1 pseudogene is annotated in these 947 nt (G+C 46.3%); it reads left to right on the top strand.

Features of this window, described 5'->3' with window-relative positions:
* A pseudogene (locus OXT66_RS09590) lies at positions 1-947 on the top strand (DNA topoisomerase); the annotation flags it as partial.

The following is a 947-nucleotide window of genomic DNA, read 5'->3' as shown; positions in this document are numbered from 1 at the left end:
TGAATAAACGGTATCATGCCAGTGCCAGCCAAACCTTAGCGGCTATTCAAAGTTTATATGAAGCCAAGTTGTTGAGTTATCCCCGAACTGATTGTGCTTATATCACTAATGAAGAATTTGAGTATTTAGTGGCTAATCTGACGAAGTATCTGGGGTTAGTCTCTAAGCGAGTCGCTTTAACCAATACCACCCCGAATAAGCGCTATGTTAATGGGAAAAAGGTTGAAGAACACTACGCCATTATTATGACTAAAGTCGTGCCGACGAAAGAGAAACTGGCCAGCTTGCCTAAATTACAGCAACAGGTCTATGATTTGGTTTTAAGAACGACGTTAGCGATGTTTGCTGATCCGTACGAGTACGAGGAAACCACCATTGTTACTCAAGTCGGCGATGCCAGTTTTAAAGCAACGGGTAAGGTCCCAACGAAGCAAGGTTGGCAAGCATTATTTGATGATCACACAGCCGACCAGCAAGCAGCAGCAACTTTACCGCTCGTTCACCAAGGCGACCAAGTTCAAGCGAATCTGCAAACGCCGCAAAAAGAAACAACACCTCCGGTACCCTTTACCGAAGGTACCCTGATTACGGCCATGAAGACCGCTGGCAAAACGCTTGATGATGAAGTAGCCCAGGCGATTCTCNGGTACCCTTTACCGAAGGTACCCTGATTACGGCCATGAAGACCGCTGGCAAAACGCTTGATGATGAAGTAGCCCAGGCGATTCTCAAAGATGTGCAAGGCATTGGGACAAGTGCGACCCGGGCCAATGTGCTGGAAGTGTTAAAGAAACGCGGCTACTTAGTTACTGAAAAGAATAAGTTGCACGTCAGTGAAGCCGGAATCACTTTATGTAAAGCAGTCGAACTCGAACCCTTGCTAACTAGTCCAGAAATGACAGCTAAATGGGAGCAAGCGTTACAACAAATCAGTACCGAAGAACGCA

The sequence above is a fragment of the Lentilactobacillus senioris genome, assembly GCF_026798195.1.
GTDB classification, from domain to species: domain Bacteria; phylum Bacillota; class Bacilli; order Lactobacillales; family Lactobacillaceae; genus Lentilactobacillus; species Lentilactobacillus senioris_A.
Note: the sequence above shows the minus strand (reverse complement) of the source record. Positions and strands in the feature narration are given on the sequence as shown.